Origin of the sequence: Pseudomonas sp. ICMP 561, from assembly GCF_002699985.1 — a bacterium.
Taxonomy (GTDB): domain Bacteria; phylum Pseudomonadota; class Gammaproteobacteria; order Pseudomonadales; family Pseudomonadaceae; genus Aquipseudomonas; species Aquipseudomonas quasicaspiana.
On the sequence record NZ_LKBT01000056.1, the window covers coordinates 100,874 to 119,166 of the forward strand.

Here is an 18,293-nt window from a genome sequence, read left to right on the forward strand (position 1 = left end):
ACGCTCCAGACTGCGACTATTTACGACGTTATTTTTCAATAATGGCTAAAGGCTCTTCCCATTTCCCATGAGGGATAGCCAGAATCCGATATTTCGTTCTGACCTAAGGCTGGTAGGCCCTCAGAACGATCGGTAGAGCGCCATGAGAAACTACGACGGCAAGGGAAAGTCCTTTGCCAAACGCATTTATTGGGTACGCAGCGTCGGCGTCGGCATCGGATTTTTCAGTGTCGCGGCGACCATGTACCCGTTACATCCGCCTGCCTGGGTCTGGGCTGTGATGTTGTGCAACTCGATTATCTGGCCACCCATTGCCTTATGGCTTGCAACTCGCTCGCGCCAGCCGTTTCACGCAGAACAACGCAACATACTCGTTGACTCACTGGCGGGTGGTTTCTGGGCCGGGGCGATGGGCTTCAATCCACTGCCGACCGTTACTGTGCTGGCGATGATGGCGATGCACAACCTTGCTGCCGGTGGTAAACGCCTGTTTCTGCGGGGCTGTGTAGCACAAGTTATCGGTGCTGCAATTTCTCTCTACCTGTTTCGCCAACCCTTCGTGTCGTCCAGCACGCCCACACAGATCTACGCCTGTCTGCCGGTACTGGTGTTCTATCCGATGTTCGTCGGCTACATGAGTTATCGGGTGGCGGTAAAGCTCAGTGAACACAAACATATTCTTGGAAAACTCAGCCGCACCGACAGCCTCACCGGCCTGATCAATCACGGCTCCTGGAAAGACCTGCTGCAGCTGGAGTTCAACAAATGCCAGGTACTGTCGCGGCAGTCGTCCATTGCGCTGATCGATATCGATCACTTCAAAACGATCAACGATACCCACGGCCACATTGTAGGAGACAGCGTACTCAAGCGTCTGAGCACGACGCTCATGGCCAACCTGCGGGACGTTGACCTGGCGGGCCGCTACGGCGGCGACGAGTTCTGCCTGATCCTGCCCAATACCAGCGCGACGCTGGCGTGGGAAATCCTTGAGCAACTGCGCGGTGACGTGCATAACCTGAAAGACCCACAGCTGCCCCACCTGCAGTTGAGCCTGAGCGTCGGTATCGCGACATTCGGTCCACACCTTGGTGATGCCGCCACGTGGATCAACGAAGCAGATAAAGCGCTGTATATCGCAAAAACCACAGGGCGCAATCGGGTCTGTTCCGCAGCACCGACTGTGGTTGATTTTCCGCGACTGGGGATTGAATCCTCGGCGTCGTGACTTGCAAAGCTGGCACCGCTTCCAGATCTGGTCAGAAGCGGTAGCCATCAGCAGGTCAATCCCATGACAGTTATCAGCGAAGTGCTGAGCCCCGCTCAATCATCGTTAATCGCGCTCACACAGAGGTTCGTCAGCAACCACTCCGGGGTGTGCTCCTCAAGCAGTTGACTCACGCTTTTTTTAAGTTCCAGCCTGCCATACAGCGCTTCTTCCTGATCCAGGTGTCTTTGTTGAGCCAAACGGTAATCAACGGGGTAGATGCTCTGTTCGATGGGCAACAGCGCGTCGAAGTGTTCCAGCAGCCCCATGAAAACCAGACGCCGCTCGACGGTATGCCGGGTCGTTGCGATGAGGTTAATGAAGTACAGGCTGTCACGCTGACGCAATGCTTCAGAAGCCGCAAAGCGCTCTGCCAGGGTGTACGCCGCCTGATCGTCGAACACCATGCAACATAGCAACTGCCGTGAGAGATCATGAAAAGGGTTACCGGTCAGTGTCCGTCGATGATGCAGGCCGAGGACAAAATCAACGGCTTTTTCAACCTGACGCAGACGCTCGAAATCACTGAATTCCGGCAGCTCAGCCAGCAAAGGAGCCTGTCGGCCCTGCGCGGCAACTTGCCGGGAGAACATCGATAGCTTCCCTTGCGGTCCCAGCAAGGCGACCTGTCGATCACACAACTCTGTTCTGGATAATGCCGCCTGACGAGCGACCATTTGCTGGAAACCCAGGCCCATCTCGGCAAGTGGTACACCTACTGATTGCCCCCACGCCTGACCATCCTCCCGAGAAAGCAAAACGCTCATGATATAACTCCCTTTTATTTACGTTTGTGTTGTGCAGTTTTTATTGTTGGTTCACACATCGCCTTAACAGGTCGACAACAATCTATTCCACGGATATAAAAAGGGCGTAGTCACAACCTCTTCCCTGATCGAATCCGCAAGAGAATTCTCTATCTACATTCCTTGTGATGACTGCAGGTCAATTCAAAAGCCTTAGGCATAACGCCAGAGCCCCACGAGCGCAAAGCCGCATGGCGAAAACGAGCACGGTTATTAGCCAAAAGAGAATCTTCCTACATAGAGCTCGGATACATCTGTAAACGTAGTTCAAACAAGCCAGGACTACGTGGAGACCATGACTTGTATAGACAGAAACGATAAACATTCGGAATAACAATTACAATCATTCGTTACAAATATAGCGATTTGTAAGTTACTTACAGAGAAAGTTTTCGGATGTGTCTTTGCAATAAGAGTTTTCCCACATAAATAATGGATGCGGGCTGACAGATATTATTTTCTTAGTGTGTGTTCTGTGCCCTCATGAGTCAGGATGGATTCAGGAACTGAAGAGGTAGAAGGTTGCGAAGCGTTTATTCTCACGCACCGCTATCGCAGCCTTCGACAGCCCTCATCAAAAAATATCCTCGCTGAATAAACCGTATCTGTTGGAGCGAGGCTTGCCCGCGAACCAGTCGACTCGGTAAGCCAGACGCACCGTGTGTCTTTCTTCGCGGGCAAGCCTCGCTCCAACAGATACGATGCTTGCTGCGGTCGAAGACGGGGCTAGACCGACTACAGGTCATTTGTTGCCATGCGAAAGCGCTGTGTCAGGGCGCGTCCACTCAGTTGCTGGCCAGCATCGCATCGACCTTAATCCCGCGACGCAAACCGAATACTGCCGCAGTCCCAAGGCCAACCGCGCCCATAATCGCGACATAACCAACGCAGACCCAAGGACTCCATGGCATCAGGGCGATCAACAGCAGCGGCGTGGTACTGGCCCACAGCGCGTACGCAATGTTGTAGGTGACCGAGATGCCCGACACGCGAATGTCGGCCGGGAACAGGCCGACCATCACGGAAGGCACCACACCGACGATGCCGCAGGCCAGCCCCGCCAGCGCGTACGCAATACCCGGCACCAGCCACTGATCGATCAGGCTCATGTAGAGCAGGCCAATGCCTAGCGGTAGCAACAAGCTGTAGACAATCACTGCACGCCACGCACCAATGCGATCTACCAGCATACCGGCCAGCACGCAGCCGATATTCAGAAACACAATGCCAAGGCTACTCAGGGCAAAAGTATCGCTGGCGCTCATGCCAAAGCGTTTTTGCATGACTGTCGGAGTGATCACCACCAGCACCACCACGGCGGAGGTCAGCACGCAGGTCAGCAAGGCGGCGGGCAACAGGGATTGGCGATGCTTGCGCAGCACCGCGGTCAGGGGGAATTCCGTGGCGGTTTCACGTTGGGCATGCATAGCCATGAACACCGGTGTTTCGCTCAACCAACGGCGCAACCAGACACCCAGAACGCCAAATGCGCCACCCAGCAGGAAAGGTATGCGCCACGCGTAATCGAGGATTTCCGCCGGGGTGAAGACTTTCGCCAGCCAGGTTGCGATTAGCGCGCCCAGCAAGTAACCGAAGGTCAGCCCGGCCTGCAGCACACCCAGGGCATAACCGCGATGACCTACAGGTGCATGCTCGGCGACGAACACCCAGGCGCTAGGGACTTCGCCGCCCACTGCCGCGCCTTGCAGGATGCGCAATGCCAACAGGATCAGCGGCGCCCAATAACCGATTTCCGCGTAGGTCGGCATCACGCCAATCAACAGGCATGGCAGCGCCATCATCAGGATGCTCAGGCTGAACACCCGCTTGCGCCCCAGGCGGTCGGCGAAGTGCGCCATGAGAATCCCGCCCAGCGGCCGCGCCAGATAACCGGTCACGAAAATCCCGAAGCTTTGCAGCAGACGTAGCCACTCGGGCATTTCCGGCGGAAAAAACAGCTGGCTCAGCGTCAGTGCAAAGAACACGAAAATGATGAAGTCATAGATTTCCAGCGCCCCGCCCAACGCCGCAAGGCCCAGGGTTTTATAGTCAGCCCGGGACAGCGGCTGGGGACGTGGTCGAGCAATGGCCGTCATAAGGACCCCGGACACGGAAGAGTAAAGACGCGACACAGCGTCGCAGGGCGCGAAGAATAGCAAAATAAGGGCTAATGGCTAGGGGGTCTGGTGAGTGATTGCCAAGACGAACCCCGTATTGCGAACACAGATCTGTAGGACCGGCTTCAGCCGGGAGGGGTCGGTACACGCATTTCATATATTTCTTCTGGATTAACGCCCTCCCGGCTAAAGCCGGTCCTACAACTATTTGGTCTGGAATAACGCCTCCCGGCTGAAGCCGGTCCTGCAACTATTTCGTCTGGAATAACGCCTCCCGGCTGAAGCCGGTCCTACGACGTGTGAATAACCCGTTTCAAGATTAAGCATGAATTAAGTATCACTGGCTAATCTGGCTTCAACAGGCAAACGGAACGAATCAGTTGCCTCCAGATCAATAACATCAGATCAATCAAAAGGAATACCCATGAAAACTTTGAATGCCTTGTTTGCTGCTGTTGCCCTTACTGCCGCTGCCGGTGCTGCACAAGCCGACGTACGTCCGGACGAAATCCCTGGCCTGCTCAAGTCCGGTGCGATCATGGACTTCGAAAAGCTGAATAAAATGGCGCAGGACAAGCACCCAGGCTTCACCATTCATGACACCGAGCTGGATAAGGATGCACAAGGCAACTACATCTATCAGGTTGAACTGCGCGATGCCAAAGGCGTGGAGTGGGATGTAGACGTGAACGCCAAGACCGGTGCGATCGTGAAAGACAAGCAAGATAAGTAAGACTTAACGCAGTTTTGTCGGACCGGATCTAACCGGGAGTCAGTTTTTCAAGCAATCTGGTTTATTGCGTTGAAGAATGTCTCCCGGATAAATCCGGTCCTACCGTTCTGTGTACATCATCTGTTTACGTAACAGAAGTTACTGTTTCAAACCTACTTTCAATAACTGGCCGTTATCTTCATCGGTCAGCACATATATATAACCATCCGGTCCCTGACGCACGTCACGAATGCGTTTCTTCAGTTCGCTCAGCAAACGTTCTTCATGAACGATCTTGCCGTCTTCAAACTCCAGACGAATCAAATCTTCCGATGCCAGCCCGCCAATAAACAGGTTGTGATCCCACGCCTTGAAGCGTGACGCGTCGTAAAACGCCATGCCGCTGATGCCCGGTGATTTTTCCCAGACGTGGAAAGGTTTGATCGTACCTTCGACGAATTTGCCTTTAGCTTCCGGAATCGCCTCTCCCGAATAGTTGATGCCGTGGGTTGCCAGCGGCCAGCCGTAGTTCTGAGCACGCTCGATGATGTTCACTTCATCGCCACCTTTAGGCCCGTGTTCATTGGTCCACAAGGTGCCAGTCCATGGGTTGAGCGCCGCGCCCTGTTGGTTACGATGGCCGTACGACCAGATTTCCGGGCGCACATTTTTCTGGCCAACAAACGGGTTGTCATCCGGGACTTTGCCATCGGCGTAAAGGCGCACGATTTTGCCTTGAAGCTTGTCCAGGTCCTGAGCGGTGGGCCGGTTGTTGTTCTCGCCGAGGGCGATAAACAGATAACCATCCCTATCGAAGACGATCCGCGCGCCGAAGTGGTTGCCCACTGACAGCTTCGGCTGTTGACGGAAAATCACGTTGAAATCTTCAAGCCTTGTCAGGTCCGTAGAAAGGCGCCCTCGCCCTGCTGCGGTTCCGGCGGTTTTGCCGTCTTCACTGCCTTCGGAAAAAGTCAGGTAAACCATGCGGTCCTTGGCGAAGTCCGGGGACAGGACCACGTCCAGCAAACCGCCCTGCCCGTTTGCCCAGACTTTGGGAACGCCGGATAGCGGTTGGGACAAGGTGCCGTCAGGAGATACGACGCGCAGGTTGCCCGGCTTTTCAGTGACCAGCATGCCCTTGTTGTCCGGCAGGAAAGCCACAGCCCATGGATGGGCGAGCCCTTTGGCCACTTCTTCGACGCTGAGGGTGCCTTGCTCGGTCTTGAAATCCTGGACGGGACCCGCAGCAGCGCTCAGCGGCAAACTCAGCAATGCGCTGGCACACAACGTTGCGATCAGGGTTTTGCAATGCATGGACGATTCCTTATGTCATGAAAAAGCCCCCATGAGAGGGGGACGCGGGTCTCAATCAGTGCTTTTACGGTTCTGCCCGCTATTGTTGTCGGCCGGGCGAGGCGCCTGTTGGCGGGTCGGATAACCATTGCCTATGCCGCCATTCTCCAGCGTAGGCGGTCGCGGATTGGGGGCCGTACTCGGGCCACGCACAGGCGGTGTGGCCGGGACGGTGCCCTGGCGGCTATTGGGATTGGCGCGATAAATAGGGCTGTTAGTGGAATTGCCGTTATTGAGCGTGCTGTTGGGCAAGGTCTGGGCTTGGGCAACACTGGTCAAGCCTGCTGTCATAAGGCCGCCCAGGGTGAGGAGTACAATGCGTCGCGCAAAACTGTTCATCACTTACCTTCTGTTGGAAACGGTAACGATCCGGGTGTTTGATGGCGATAGCACTACTAGGTTCGCCTCCAACAGGGTGGATGAGCAACCTGCGCGGGTTTGAGTTTGTAACAAGGATGTGCAGCGAGCCTCGTATTCATACTGCTGTAGATGCAGCGAACGTGACGGCCCTCTCCCGGCTAAAGCCGGTCCTACGGATGTCTATGATCTGTAGGACTGGCTTTAGCCGGGAGAAGGCCAGTACATTCACTGCAGATCGCGACCGATAATCTGTCCCTTCAAGAGAACGCTATCCCCATGACCGACACCACCCAGGCCGCGCCGGCGTTGAAGGAGATTTTCAATCGGCCGCGGCTGCAGCATATCGCCGAACAGACAACGGCGATTTACCCCGCTTTCGATACGCAAGCGTTTCTGGCGCATGTGGCCCACGACCTGGACAGCCAGTCGCTGATGCAACGGCTCAACCGCGTCAGTCGCGGGTTGCATGCTGGCTTGCCTGCGGATTACCCCGAGGCACTGGGAATTCTGTACGAACTCGCGCCACGCCTGAACAGCAGCTTTGTCAGCCTGATCCTGCCGGAATACGTGGCGCTCTATGGTCAGCATGACTTCGAACGCTCTATGGCAGCATTGAAGTTCTTCACGACCTTTGGCTCGTCTGAATTTGCCGTGCGGCACTTCCTGCGTCTGGATTTCCAGCGGGCGCTGCTGATCATGCAAGGCTGGGCACTGGACGAAAATGAACACGTGCGCAGACTGGCCAGTGAAGGCAGTCGCCCGCGGCTACCATGGTCGTTCCGCCTTGAAACGCTGATGGTTGATCCGACTCCAGTGCTGCCGATCCTCGACACCCTCAAGGCTGACAGCAGCCTGTATGTGCGCAAGTCGGTGGCCAATCACCTGAACGACATCACCAAGGACAATCCCGACTGGGTGCTGGCGCAAATCGAAGGCTGGTCGCTGGAAAACCCGCACACCGCCTGGATCGCCCGGCACGCGTTACGCTCGTTGATCAAAAAAGGTGACCGTCGTGCGCTGACGATCATGGGTGCAGGACATAAGCCGCAAGTGCGTGTAGCGCTGATTAGCGTCACTCCCGGCACGATTCGTCTGGGTGACGACCTGAGTCTGTCTTTCGAGCTGACGTCGACCGCCGGGCAAACCCAGCGGCTGATCATCGATTACGCGATTCATTACGTGAAGAAGTCCGGTGGCACCTCAGCCAAGGTCTTCAAGCTCAAGACGCTGGAGCTGGGGCCCGGCGAGTCGGTGAACGTGACACGCAAACTTCAGGTGCGTAATTTCACCACCCGGGTGCATTACCCGGGCGTGCATGAACTGGATGTTCTGATCAACGGCGAATGCCTGGCCAGCAGTCGTTTCGAACTGCTGCCGTGAGTCAGCTCAACGGCATGCGGAAAGTGAAAGTCGTGCCGTCTTCATGGCTGGAATGCACCGTCAGCATGCCGCCGTGGGCCAGTGCTATCTGGCTGGAGATGTACAGACCCAGTCCAAGCCCGGCCTGAGGTTCTTCGGCTCCAGGGCGCGAGTACGGCTGGAAGAGATGAGGCAGAACATCATCGGGGATCGGCACGCCCTGGTTGGTGACTGTCATCAGGAACTCCCCCGCTTCAACCCGGGCGGCTACGTCCACGACCCCGTTGGCGTCACCGTGGGAAATCGCGTTGGCGACCAGATTGGACAGCAGTTGCGCCAGCCGCTCGCGGTCACACCGGATGCTGTCGAGGGCGCCAATAAAGGATCGAATCGGACGTGTTGGATGAACACGTTGCACTTCGGAAATTACATGACTGAGCGCAGCTCCCAGATCCCGACACTCATGCAGGCTCAATGGAATACCATGCCCCAATCGCCCACGGGCAAAATCCAGCACGTCGTCCACCAATTGCGAAGCGCGCCTTCCGGACGTGAGGATATGACCCGCAATTTTTGCGGCCTTTTCGTCCAGAGAACGCCGTAACAGCAACTCGGCGCTGGCAGTAATCGCAAACAGCGGGTTACGCAGGTCGTGGCCCAATACGGCAATAAACTGCTCACGCCACTCTGCTACTTCGCGCTCTGCTCGCAGATCGGCTTTGACTTGCTCCAGCTTTTCTTCGGCCTCGATCTGAATCGCCAACAACCGCGCGAACGAGGTCATCAAGGCCTCGATTGCCGTGGCCTTGAGCTGGGCGGGTTTAGGGTCCAGCGCACAGATGGCGCCGAAAAACGATCCGTCTGACAGGAATACCGGTACGGCAATGTAGCTTTGGAACTGATAAATGCGCGGCGTGTGGTGCGTGCGGTAGTGATCGTCTTCACCGACATGATCGATGATCACCGCCTCGTGCAAATGGGAAGACTGGATTTCGTGGCATATAGTTGTGGTCAGTTCCAGCTCGCCGCCGGGCTTGAGGCCGAAATTCAGCTTGTCGAGCACCGCACAGGCGGTCCATGAGGTGTCGGTCACGCGCGCAACAGCGGCGAACCCCATGCCCGTGGTCTCGCTGATCACCTGAAGCATGGCGGGAACCGCGCTGATCCGGCTGATTAATGCGACATCTTCGGCGATGGTCTGCCTCATGGCGTTCCTGTCATCAACGTGAAAGAGAGAAAATCGGCGGCATTGTAGCGGCCAGACGCCATGATCGTAAAACCAGAAGTCGGGAACTGCGTCCGACCATGACAATAAACTCAACGTGCACAAATCTTCCAGACATCAGCGCCTCGCCCGTCGAAAATCTTTCAGGATGAACCGTTGATCAAATGCACCGCCCCGTAACATCGTGCCAACAGGACCTTGCCATGACCAACAGCAACTGGATCGATCTGAAGCAGGACAGCGAGTCCGGCATCGAGACGATTCGCGCGCATTTTGAGGGGCATGCCTACGATCCGCATTGGCATGACAGCTATCTGGTGGGCATCACCGAACAGGGCGTGCAGCAATTCCATTGCCGACGAAAACGCCATGTGAGCACACCTGGCCGGATCTTCCTGCTGGAGCCCGGCGAAATCCACGACGGTGACGCCCCCTCCCCGGAAGGCTTTACCTACCTCACCCTGTATGTAGACCCGAAGTGGCTGGACCGGGAGTTACGCTCGCTGTTCGAACATACACCGGCTGACTGCCAGATAAGTTTCGCGGACACGCAGGCTGATGACACGCGTCTGGCCACTGCCACCGCTAACGCATTCCAGACGCTGCACGGAGCCGAGCTGCGCATCGTGCGTCAGACCGCACTGGATGACCTGCTGTCGAACCTGACCCGCCATCTGCGCTGGCGGACCCAGGTCTCGCCCGACCCGCGCTTGCCACGGGTAGCGCAGATAGCCCGCGACTTTCTACACAGCCACGCCAGCCACGACATTGGTCTGGACGATCTGGCGCGGGTTACGGGCGTTGATCGCTTTCGGCTGACCCGGGCGTTCAAGGCCGCCTTCGGCATCGCGCCGCACGCTTATTTGATTCAACTGCGGCTGGCCAAGGCGCGGCGCTTGCTGGCGGGCGGTCAATCCCCGGCTGAAACCGCCGCTGCGCTCGGTTTTGCTGATCAAAGCCACTTGGGGCGCTGGTTTCAGCGGGCTTACCGGATGACCCCAGCCGATTACCGCAAACGGTGCTCAAACCTTCCAGACTGAGGCTCCGCCAATGGCGATGATCGACTGACGATCAATCACCAGTGAGCGCTCCATGGACCAGTTTTTGCCCTTTGTGCTGTTTGCCTTCGTGTCATCCATCACCCCCGGCCCGACCAATATTCTGGTCATGACCCATAGTTCGCGACACGGCTGGGCCGTGGTGACGCCTATCGTGCTGGGCGCGTGTGGCGGCGCCGCGGCGTTGGTGTTGCTGGTGGGCACCGGCATTGGCGATGTGCTGGCTCGGCATCAAGGTATTCAGACGGCGATGTCGTGGGTGGGAATTGCCTGGCTGAGCTGGATGGCCTGGCAGATTTTCAACGCCCCGGCCGCAGCTATCGATCCGAACGGCACGGAAAATAAAAACACCACGGACAGCAAAGGCACCCGACTGGGCCTGTTCGGGGCCGCCAGCCTGCAGTTGGTCAACCCGAAGACGTGGATGATGGCCTTGGCAGTGGTCAGCGTTTTTGCCGGGACCGAAGCCGACAGAGGTATGCGCGTGGTTTACCTGTCGTTGATGTTCTTCCTGATCGCAATCCCCTGCATGACCGCATGGGCCTGGCTGGGCGTCAGCGCTGCACGGTTTTGTCGGTCACCAACGGGTATGCAACGGTTCAACCGGAGCATGGCGCTGTTACTGCTGGTGTCGACGTGGATGACGGTGTGGGTTTGAGCTATGCAGATTTCACTGCAAACGGGTGACCTGTAGGAGTGAGCTTGCTCGCGATGGCGGTATATCCGTTACAAAGCTGTGTCTGATTAAACGCCATCGCGAGCAAGCTCACTCCTACAGATTTTATGTCAGGCGGTATCAGCTCACTGGCCGCGCAAGGTTGATGGTGAACGTTGTGCCCTGTTCGGCAGTCGAGGTAACGCTGACGTCGCCCCAGTGAGCGCGGGCGATTTCGCGGACGATAAACAGGCCAAGGCCGATGCTGCGACTCGGATCATCGTCAGCCACGCCGTGGGGCATGGGTTCGAACAGGCCGTCAAGCCGATCCGGCGGTATCGGCGGACCGACGTTGTGCACCGCGATGCGGATCCACTGTGCATCGAAGGCCGAGGTGATGGTGATAACCCCTGTGGCTGAGCCATAAGCCACGGCGTTGCTCACCAGGTTATCAACCAGCTCGAATAGCCGGTCGGCATCAGCCGTGCACAAGCCGTCGCCAATACATTCGTGAATCAGCACGCGCCGCGGAAATAACAGCCGTTGCTCCGCCACGCTGGCGGCAATTACTTCATGCAACTGCACCGGCTGGGGCAGCACGGAAATACCGCTGCCCACTCGCGCCTGAGTAAAGTCCAGCAGATCGACAATCAAACGCTGCGCGCGCCCCACCGATTGATTGACCAGCCCGAGGCTGCGCTGTTGTTTGTCGCTGAGCGGTTCCAGCCCGATCAGCCCGGCCGCCATCTTGATCGCCGCCAGCGGATTGCGCAGGTCGTGGCTGACGATGGCCACCATCTGCTCAGCGAAAGTGGCACGAATATCGGCTTCGGTCTGAGCCATACGCAGCCGGTTCTGCACGGAGGACAGTTCCTTCTGAGAGGCCAGTTGCTGCAACAGCATCTCTTCAGCCGCCTGACGCGTCTCGGCCAGTTCACGCTGATATTTGTTGCGTTCTTCGCCACTCATAATTGACAGGTGATGCACCACGCCCTGCGGCGTTTCCCGTCGTATGGCATTGAGCATCATGGTCATGGCGTGACCATCATGCCGCACCAGGTCGAGTTTGATCTCCGACACGGAGCCCCGCATCTCCAGCAGCGGCCCCCAGTGTGTCTGCTGGAAAATCTTGTCCCCTACGCTCATCAAATCCTGAAAGCGGGTTCCAGCCAGGCTCGCCGAATCGGAGCCCATCCACAGGCAGAAAGTGAGATTGGCCCGCAGGATCGTGCCGTCCTCGCGAGTCAGCAGCAGACCACAGGCCGCGCCCTCGAACAGCAGGTCGCTGTCAGCGCTCAACTCGACATCAACCGGCAAGAGTCACCACTCCAGACGTGCCAAAGAACTCATCCATCGCGACAATACATGCGTCAGGATTACTCATGTGCGGGCAATGGCCAATGTTATCGATAACCCTCAGCGTGCAGTCAGGCATCACCCGCTGCAGATAATCGCCCACGTCCAGTGGCGCGATAAAATCCTGATTGCACTGCAATACCAGGGTTTTGGTCGGCAACTGCGCTACATCCTTACGGTTATCCGCCGTGAACGTGACGCGGGCAAACTGCTGGGAAACTTCCGGGTTGGTGCGACAGAAACTATGGGTCAATTCCTCGCCCAGCTCGGGTTGATCGGGGGCACCCATAATGGCCGGAGCCATGGTACTGGCCCACCCAAAATAGTTAGCTGCCAGCGTGCTGAGCAGGGTAACGATGTCTTGCCGGGTGAAACCGCCCACGTAGTCACCGTCGTTGATGTAGCACGGCGACGGGCCGACCATGACTTGCGCCGCGAAGTGGCCGGGGTCGCGCAGGTCTGCGAGCACGCCAATCATTGAGCCGACCGAATGGCCAACATGGATCACCGGGCCCGGCCCGGCGAATTCCTTGACGACCTCGAGCAAGTCACTGGCGTAGCCATCCAGAGAGTCGTACTTGCGCTTGTAGTAGGCAGACAGATCCGACTGGCCGTTACCAACCAGGTCGTAGACCACCACCTTGAATCGCTCGGCGAAATACGGGGCCATGAATCGCCACATGTTCTGGTCGCAACCGAAGCCATGGGAAAACACGAGGGTTGCAGGCCCCTCTCCCGTGACCCTGACGTTATTGCGTAACTGCACCGACATCCGTATGCCTCCAACACTGACCCAAAAGGTGATCAGATTGCCACTAATGAATTAAACGAGATTAGCATCGTTCCAGACAGGAACCTCTCATACGAAAGCATCTGTTCCATGAAAAAGCTTGCTTCGGCGCTCGGGGCTGCTTCTCAATAGCTGTTTTTTAAACAAACTGTGAACCGTTCATGAGTCAGACTTACGACGCACGCGGCAATATCTATATCGTCTGCACGCCTCAGAACTTGCGCGAACGGGGCATCGCGATTGCTGATAACGCAGCCGATGCTGCCTTGAATAGAGAACAATGGGCCGCCGCCGCAGTGCATGCCTTGTGCAACTGGCCACAGGGCACGCGCCCGGCAGGAGCAAAGGCGCACCGTTCAGATGGATTATTGGTCGGTCCTTTTCAGCAGGCAGCGCCATTTGACCTATTGATCGTCAATACAGACGGTACGCTGGCCGAACGCAGCGGCAACGGCATGACCATTTTTGCCCGCTTCCTGACTGACTCTGCTTATGTTGCTTCGCAAGGCTTTGAGCTGCGGGTTCATCACGATAATCGCGACACAGCGACGCCGGTCAGCACTCGGGTTGAGCCGACTACAGTCAATGGCGAGCATGGTTTCTGGCTGGCACTCGGAAATCCGTCTTTCGGCCCGCAAGCGGTTGGCGCGCTTGGCGAAAGCCTGGAGCCCGCGCAGCTCAATGGTCGCGCGGTTAATCGGGTAAAGCCTTTGGCGCAGATTGATGCCCAATGGGACCACAGCGTTTTCGTGCGCATTGGCAACCCTCATTGCGTCACGCTGGTGAGTGATGAAGCGGACTTACCGTCTTTCGAGGCGTTGCAGGAGTCAGCATTGAACGCGGCGTTGACGCGTATCGCCTTTGCCAAAGGTGAATCCGGCACAGGCGAACCTTGCCCAGCCGGGGTGAATCTGCAATGGGCGTGGGTGCAATCCGCCAATCAAATCGTGGCCAGGGTCTTCGAACGCGGCGAAGGCCCCACGGCATCTTCAGGCACCAGCGCCTGCGCCGTGGCCAGCGCAGCCTGGCATGCAGGGTTGGTGGAAGCAGGATTGGTTCATGTCAGCATGCCGGGCGGAACGGCACCGGTGAGGCTGGAAGAGCACAACGGAGAATTGCGGGTTTCGTTGTTCGGGGTGGCGAAGGTAGCAGGCGAGTAAACACCACTTCCCTGCGGGACATCCCCCGTCGCACAGCAAACATGGACCTGTAGGAGTGAGCTTGCTCGCGATTCGATTTCATGGCCGACGAATTCATCGCATGAACTGACTCTATCGCGAGCAAGCTCACTCCTACAGGGAGCCACGTTTGCTGCGCGACAGCGGTATGTCAGGGAGACTGGGCGACCTTCTACAGGTAAATCTTGTACAGCTACGCCCTACTCCCCAATATCCTCATTCCACAGTTCTGGCTTGCTGACGATGAAGCCTTTCATCATGTCGACGCAGGCATGATTGTCGATCACTTCGACGTCCACACCACGTGAACGCAGCAGTGCTTCTTCGCCCATGAACGTCTGGTTCTCACCGACAATGACCTTGCGGATGCCGTACAGCAGAATCGCCCCGCTGCACATCGAGCAAGGTGACAGTGTGGTGTAGAGCACGGCGTCGCGATAAACGCTGGCAGGCTGGCGGCCCGCGTTTTCCAGCGCGTCCATTTCCCCGTGCTTGATAGCGCTGCCTTCCTGAACCCGACGGTTATGACCGCGGCCGATGATCTGACCGTCATGAACGATGACCGAACCGATGGGAATACCGCCCTCGGCCAGCCCCAGTTGAGCTTCGTCGATTGCGGCCTGCATGAATGGGTCCATGGTTCTACCTCGTTTCCTGAGTCTGAAGAAAAGTAATGTGCATCATTGTGGCAGCCTCGCCATAGCGCTGTTCAGCGCTTGCGAAACAAACTCTTTGAGCAGGTCGGCCGAGCGCGCCTTCATGTCGGTACCGACGTCATTCTGTTTGGCCCTGAGTTTGTTGGCCAGTTGCGGTTCTTTGTCGCCGCGGTTGAGTGCGCGCAATTCATCAGCGCTGAAGGACTGCGCATAGGCGGCAGCCATGTTGCGATCCCATTGCGACTGGAACTGCGGCTGCAAACGCTGCAACTCATCTTTGACCAGTTCCTGCGCCTGCGTCTTGCCAACCGACTCGACGATGCTGCCAAACGTGGCAGTACGCGAAGCAACCTGATAGCCCAGCCAGCCAAGGCTTTCGCCCAGGTGCCGGTCTTCGACATACGCCAAGGCGCTGTCATCAACCTCTGAAGCCTGGACACTCTGCTCAACGCTTGTCCAAAGGCCAAGCAGCAAGGCAAAAAACAAGTTGCCGGTCACTGACTTGTGCAGGGTCATGAAGTCTCCTCCGCCAACCACTCATCCCGGTTCAAACGATAGATTTTCACGCCTAACCGGTGGTACTGGCTGTAAACAAATGCATTGAAACCCACCTTCTGAATCACGCGCACGGAAGCAACATTGGCGGGCTGAACGATGGCGATGATCGAGCGCAGCCCCAAGTGTTCAAAGCCGTAAGCCAGCGTCGCACGGACAATCTCCGTGGCCAGGCCTCGCCCCCAGAATTGCGGCGCCAGGCGATAGCCGATCTCCACTTCTTCAGCGCCGTCGACGCTCTCACGATTCAGAGCACAAAACCCCAACAGGACACCGCTGGCTTTTTCGACCACCGCCCACGGCCCGAAGCCGTTGCGCGCATAAGATTGCATAGACCAGTCAATGAACTCCGCCGTTGCGCGCTCGCTGAGGACGCCCCGCACCGAATAACGCATCACCTCAGGATTACTGAGGATCTGCGCCATTGGCAGCACATCGGCGCTGCTTAACTGGCGCAGAATCATGCGCTGCGTCTCGAGTACAACGTCAGTGGTCATGGCTCAACCATCAGCCTTTCAGGGTTCTGCCGGGAGCGCAGAGACTCACAAGCCGTTGCTGACTTTCCCGGCCACGTCGGCGGGCACCCAGGCCTTCCAGACTTCAGGATGCTGCTTGAGGAACAACTGGGCAACCTCTTTGGGCTGCTGACGTTTTTCACTCATCTGCCCCAGGGTCTGGTTAAGCAGGTCAATCGGCAGGTCGACCTTTTCGAAAAACGCGACAAGGTCCGGATACTGTTTGTGGAATGCATCCGAGACGCCGATGCTCAGGCGCGGCTCCAGTGAACGAGTGCCTCGTGGGTTCGGGTTATTGGCGTCGGCCAGGGTTTTCCAGGCTTCGGCGTCGAACGGCGGCTCTTCCAGCTTGATCAGTTTGAAGCGGCCCAGCAGCGGAGTCGGCGACCAGTAGTAAAACAGCACAGGTTTGCCACGATGAATCGAAGAACTGACCTCTGCATCCAGCGCCGCGCCCGAACCGGTCCGGAAGTTCACGTAGCTGTCATTGAGCTTATAAGCCTTGAGTTTCTGCGTGTTGACGATTTCTGACGTCCAGCCAGTGGGGCTGTTGAGGAAACGGCCCTTGTCCGGCGACTCAGGATCTTTGAAGACGTCTTTGTAGCGAGGCAAGTCAGCCACCGACTTGAGGTCAGGGGCCAGCGGTTTGATGCCTTTGGCGGGATCGCCCTTGATCACGAACTCCGGCACCCACCAACCTTCGGTCGCGCCTTTGACGATATTGCCAAGCCCATGGACCTTGCCTTCGGCTTCGGCCTTGACCCAGGCAGGACTACGGCCGGCCCACTCCTCGCCGATGACCTGAATATCGTTTTTCGCCAATGCGGCTTCGAGGCTCACCGTGCTGCCCGGCAGCTTATCGGTGGGGTAGCCATAACCTTTCTCGACGATGGTGCGCAGGATCTCCGTGATCAAGCTGCCGCTTTCCCAGGTGATGTCGCCGAAGTTGATCGGTGCCGCCTTTTCCGCCGCCACTGCGGGTTGCCCCAACAGGCCAAGGGCCAGGAGTGAACAGCCGAGCAGGGTTCTGATTGATGTCATGGTCACCTCTGGATGGCCGGGCCCGGCCTGATTGGGAAATTCGTTGTTAGATAGACTTGAAAGGTATCGACATCGGCAGACGGCGATAAGTTGTACTCATGCATAGGCGGCCTGCTTCTGGAGCGACACGTCAGAGCCTTCGCAATGCACGGGCAGGAGCGCGAAGTGCTTGAAGAACCGCGTCAGCCCATCTCGCCAACAAGTTGCCTCCTGTCTTAAAAAGCTAATGAAGGCAGCCCTTGCTCGGCCGCCTGACGTTCATAGTCGAGCAGTATCTGATAATCGTCTTGGTGGGCGGCCAACACCTGACTGATCGCCAGCGCCTGTGCGACATCCGGCAAGTCCGACAGAGCCTGATTCATGGCATGACGGATGACCTCTGCCTGAGCGACATCGATGCTCAACGACGTGATGAAAGGCAGGCATGGGCCATGAGCAGTGCGCGCCAGAATACGCAAACCGCGGACCTCCTCGCTGGCATCCCGGGCCAGATAGTCGAAGGTCACGCTGTCGATGGCTGCGATATCACCGCGCCGCTCCTTGAGCCAGCGCAGGCTGTGACGATGGCCGCCGGTAAGGGATACCTGCGAGAAAAACCGCCCGTTTTGCTGCAGCGGTGCAACGGTATGCCGCAACAGGTTCATACCGGAGTTGGAGTCTTCGCTGTTGACGAGGCCGTGGCTGCCGAGAAAGTCCGCGACTGATCGACGAGGGTCATCAGCCCGGATCACCAGCAGGCTGCAATGCAGACCATCGGCGCTGTTGGGCAACTCGTAAGCAGGCCGCCCGATCAGGCGAACCTTGCCACGCAACAGCGTCATCAACGGATAACCGCAGGTCTGTGCGAGCAGTAACTGATTGGATAGCCAGAGTTCTGGCAGATCGAGCGCGCCTTGCAAACGTTGCGCGCCGAGCACTTCGACGATCCGCGCAAGCCACGTCTCACTGGCCTGCGCGACGCGCTCTGGTGCGGTGTACATCGATAATTCGGCGAAACCCTGAATCATGGCAAATCCGGTCAAAACGGTTGAGCCAACCATAGATGAAAAATGCGTAGCATGCGCAGGAGCCCGTAAGACTTCGCGCAAGGTACCAAGCGGCACTTGTGGGAGCGAATTCATTCGCGAATGCGGTGGGTCAGACCCGGATATTTTTCAGGAAGGCACCCTTCGCGAATAAATTCCCACAGTGAATCCTGTTTCAGCCCAAATGCCAGGCTCCCTGAGATCAATGCCCAAAAAGCCCCGTATCGGATTTCTTGGCTTTTTTGTCGGCGCGTTTTTCGTCGGC

18 protein-coding genes are annotated in these 18,293 nt (G+C 57.3%); 6 read left to right on the forward strand and 12 right to left on the reverse strand.

Annotated elements, in window-relative coordinates; all coding sequences use genetic code 11:
• The first annotated feature begins 142 nt into the window (after positions 1 to 142).
• A complete protein-coding gene (locus tag AO242_RS24275) occupies positions 143 to 1,228 on the forward strand; it encodes a diguanylate cyclase (protein WP_099270677.1) in 1,086 nt (361 codons plus the stop codon).
• Between the two features lie 95 nt (positions 1,229 to 1,323).
• On the opposite strand, the gene AO242_RS24280 is transcribed toward AO242_RS24275, so the two are convergent.
• Positions 1,324 to 2,034 (reverse strand): hypothetical protein, encoded by a 711-nt coding sequence (locus tag AO242_RS24280; RefSeq protein ID WP_257153501.1) that lies wholly within the window; start codon positions 2,032 to 2,034, stop codon positions 1,324 to 1,326.
• 824 nt (positions 2,035 to 2,858) lie between these two features.
• Positions 2,859 to 4,169 carry an MFS transporter gene (locus tag AO242_RS24285; protein ID WP_099270680.1) on the reverse strand — a complete coding sequence of 437 codons (1,311 nt, stop codon included), beginning with the start codon at positions 4,167 to 4,169 and terminating at the stop codon, positions 2,859 to 2,861.
• A 445-nt stretch (positions 4,170 to 4,614) separates the two neighbouring features.
• On the opposite strand from AO242_RS24285, the gene AO242_RS24290 reads away from it, so the two are divergent.
• Positions 4,615 to 4,923, forward strand: coding sequence for a PepSY domain-containing protein (locus AO242_RS24290; RefSeq protein ID WP_099270682.1), 309 nt, complete (start codon positions 4,615 to 4,617; stop codon positions 4,921 to 4,923).
• A gap of 138 nt (positions 4,924 to 5,061) precedes the next feature.
• On the opposite strand, the gene AO242_RS24295 is transcribed toward AO242_RS24290, so the two are convergent.
• Both AO242_RS24295 and AO242_RS24300 read right to left on the reverse strand, forming a co-directional pair.
• On the reverse strand, positions 5,062 to 6,216 hold the full coding sequence (locus AO242_RS24295) for a PQQ-dependent sugar dehydrogenase (protein WP_099270683.1): 1,155 nt from the start codon (positions 6,214 to 6,216) through the stop codon (positions 5,062 to 5,064).
• A gap of 51 nt (positions 6,217 to 6,267) precedes the next feature.
• Positions 6,268 to 6,594 (reverse strand): hypothetical protein, encoded by a 327-nt coding sequence (locus AO242_RS24300; protein ID WP_099270685.1) that lies wholly within the window; start codon positions 6,592 to 6,594, stop codon positions 6,268 to 6,270.
• A 297-nt stretch (positions 6,595 to 6,891) separates the two neighbouring features.
• Here AO242_RS24300 and AO242_RS24305 point away from each other — a divergent pair, with 297 nt between their 5' ends.
• Positions 6,892 to 7,995, forward strand: coding sequence for a DNA alkylation repair protein (locus AO242_RS24305; RefSeq protein ID WP_099270687.1), 1,104 nt, complete (start codon positions 6,892 to 6,894; stop codon positions 7,993 to 7,995).
• 1 nt (position 7,996) lies between these two features.
• Here AO242_RS24305 and AO242_RS24310 read toward each other — a convergent pair whose 3' ends face one another.
• Positions 7,997 to 9,181: a GAF domain-containing sensor histidine kinase gene (locus AO242_RS24310; protein WP_099270688.1), complete on the reverse strand. Its 1,185-nt coding sequence runs from the start codon at positions 9,179 to 9,181 to the stop codon at positions 7,997 to 7,999.
• A gap of 221 nt (positions 9,182 to 9,402) precedes the next feature.
• Between AO242_RS24310 and AO242_RS24315 the strand changes: the two genes are divergently transcribed.
• Together AO242_RS24315 and AO242_RS24320 are read left to right on the forward strand one after the other, a co-directional pair.
• Complete coding sequence (locus AO242_RS24315; protein WP_027901894.1) at positions 9,403 to 10,239, forward strand: AraC family transcriptional regulator; 837 nt, start codon at positions 9,403 to 9,405, stop codon at positions 10,237 to 10,239.
• Between the two features lie 52 nt (positions 10,240 to 10,291).
• Positions 10,292 to 10,915, forward strand: a complete 624-nt coding sequence (locus AO242_RS24320; protein ID WP_099270690.1) for a LysE family translocator — start codon at positions 10,292 to 10,294, stop codon at positions 10,913 to 10,915.
• 138 nt (positions 10,916 to 11,053) lie between these two features.
• Here AO242_RS24320 and AO242_RS24325 read toward each other — a convergent pair whose 3' ends face one another.
• Complete coding sequence (locus AO242_RS24325; RefSeq protein ID WP_257153502.1) at positions 11,054 to 12,229, reverse strand: PAS domain-containing sensor histidine kinase; 1,176 nt, start codon at positions 12,227 to 12,229, stop codon at positions 11,054 to 11,056.
• A complete protein-coding gene (locus AO242_RS24330; RefSeq protein WP_099270692.1) occupies positions 12,219 to 13,040 on the reverse strand; it encodes an alpha/beta fold hydrolase in 822 nt (273 codons plus the stop codon). The genes AO242_RS24325 and AO242_RS24330 overlap by 11 nt, the downstream gene beginning before the upstream one ends.
• 179 nt (positions 13,041 to 13,219) lie before the next feature.
• On the opposite strand from AO242_RS24330, the gene AO242_RS24335 reads away from it, so the two are divergent.
• Positions 13,220 to 14,218: a diaminopimelate epimerase gene (locus AO242_RS24335; protein WP_099270694.1), complete on the forward strand. Its 999-nt coding sequence runs from the start codon at positions 13,220 to 13,222 to the stop codon at positions 14,216 to 14,218.
• A gap of 218 nt (positions 14,219 to 14,436) precedes the next feature.
• On the opposite strand, the gene AO242_RS24340 is transcribed toward AO242_RS24335, so the two are convergent.
• From AO242_RS24340 to AO242_RS24360, 5 genes are all read right to left on the reverse strand, one after another.
• Positions 14,437 to 14,874, reverse strand: coding sequence for a nucleoside deaminase (locus tag AO242_RS24340; protein ID WP_099270696.1), 438 nt, complete (start codon positions 14,872 to 14,874; stop codon positions 14,437 to 14,439).
• Positions 14,875 to 14,916: 42 nt separating this feature from the next.
• Positions 14,917 to 15,408 (reverse strand): hypothetical protein, encoded by a 492-nt coding sequence (locus tag AO242_RS24345; protein WP_027901888.1) that lies wholly within the window; start codon positions 15,406 to 15,408, stop codon positions 14,917 to 14,919.
• The gene (locus tag AO242_RS24350) at positions 15,405 to 15,944 is read right to left on the reverse strand and encodes a GNAT family N-acetyltransferase (protein ID WP_099270697.1); all 540 of its coding nucleotides are present in this window, start codon (positions 15,942 to 15,944) and stop codon (positions 15,405 to 15,407) included. The genes AO242_RS24345 and AO242_RS24350 overlap by 4 nt, the downstream gene beginning before the upstream one ends.
• Positions 15,945 to 15,989: 45 nt before the next feature.
• The gene (locus tag AO242_RS24355) at positions 15,990 to 17,003 is read right to left on the reverse strand and encodes an ABC transporter substrate-binding protein (RefSeq protein ID WP_027901886.1); all 1,014 of its coding nucleotides are present in this window, start codon (positions 17,001 to 17,003) and stop codon (positions 15,990 to 15,992) included.
• Between the two features lie 215 nt (positions 17,004 to 17,218).
• On the reverse strand, positions 17,219 to 18,010 hold the full coding sequence (locus tag AO242_RS24360; RefSeq protein WP_099270699.1) for a phosphate/phosphite/phosphonate ABC transporter substrate-binding protein: 792 nt from the start codon (positions 18,008 to 18,010) through the stop codon (positions 17,219 to 17,221).
• Between the last annotated feature and the right edge of the window lie 283 nt (positions 18,011 to 18,293).